Origin of the sequence: Nocardioides sp. CPCC 206348 (genome assembly GCF_048654705.1) — a bacterium.
Lineage (GTDB): Bacteria > Actinomycetota > Actinomycetes > Propionibacteriales > Nocardioidaceae > Nocardioides.
In genome coordinates this window covers 3,225-3,766 of sequence record NZ_JBMCZA010000149.1, presented here as the reverse complement: position 1 = coordinate 3,766, position 542 = coordinate 3,225, and the positions used below count along the sequence as shown (strand labels likewise).

The 542-nt window shown below is 71.0% G+C and carries 1 protein-coding gene; it reads right to left on the bottom strand.

The features are described 5' to 3' along the window. On the bottom strand, nucleotides 1–542 hold a 542-nt coding region (locus ACOADB_RS10235; RefSeq protein ID WP_378597878.1), incomplete at both ends, for a hypothetical protein.

The window sequence follows — 542 nt, the reverse complement described above, 5'->3', positions numbered from 1 at the left end:
AGGCCCGCGACATCGGTGTCGTACCCCGCCGGGACACGAGAGTACGACGTGGTGAGGACGTGGCTCGCTCCCCCTGCAGGTGCGGCAGCCGGGCTGGCTGGCAGCCAGCCAGAACTCGTCAGGGAAGCGAGCGCCGTCGGCGTGAACGCTGTGGTCGCACCGAGGGTCCACCCGAGGCGGACGTGCGCGCAGGGGTTGCCACCGGTCACGTAGGCGATCGCGGTCGCGAAGGTCGCCGTACGACCCTCAGCGAGCATCCACACGTGTTGGGCCCCGCTCAGGGCAGAGACGTACGCCGTTGACGACGCGGCGCCCGCCAGGGTCGAGACGGTGGCGCCGGACAGTGCGGTCGTCGTCCGGAAGACACCGGACAGCGAGCCCGTGAAGTACGGCGTTGGATTGCCGAGTCCGACGAGCCCGGTGGTGTCGGTCCACCCGACGTGCCACCACGCTGCGGAGCCGGTGCCCACGAGAAGGGTCACTCCGAGCGCCGTGTCGACCACGGCGCCGTCGACGTAGAGCCGCAGGTCGGTCGTCAGGGC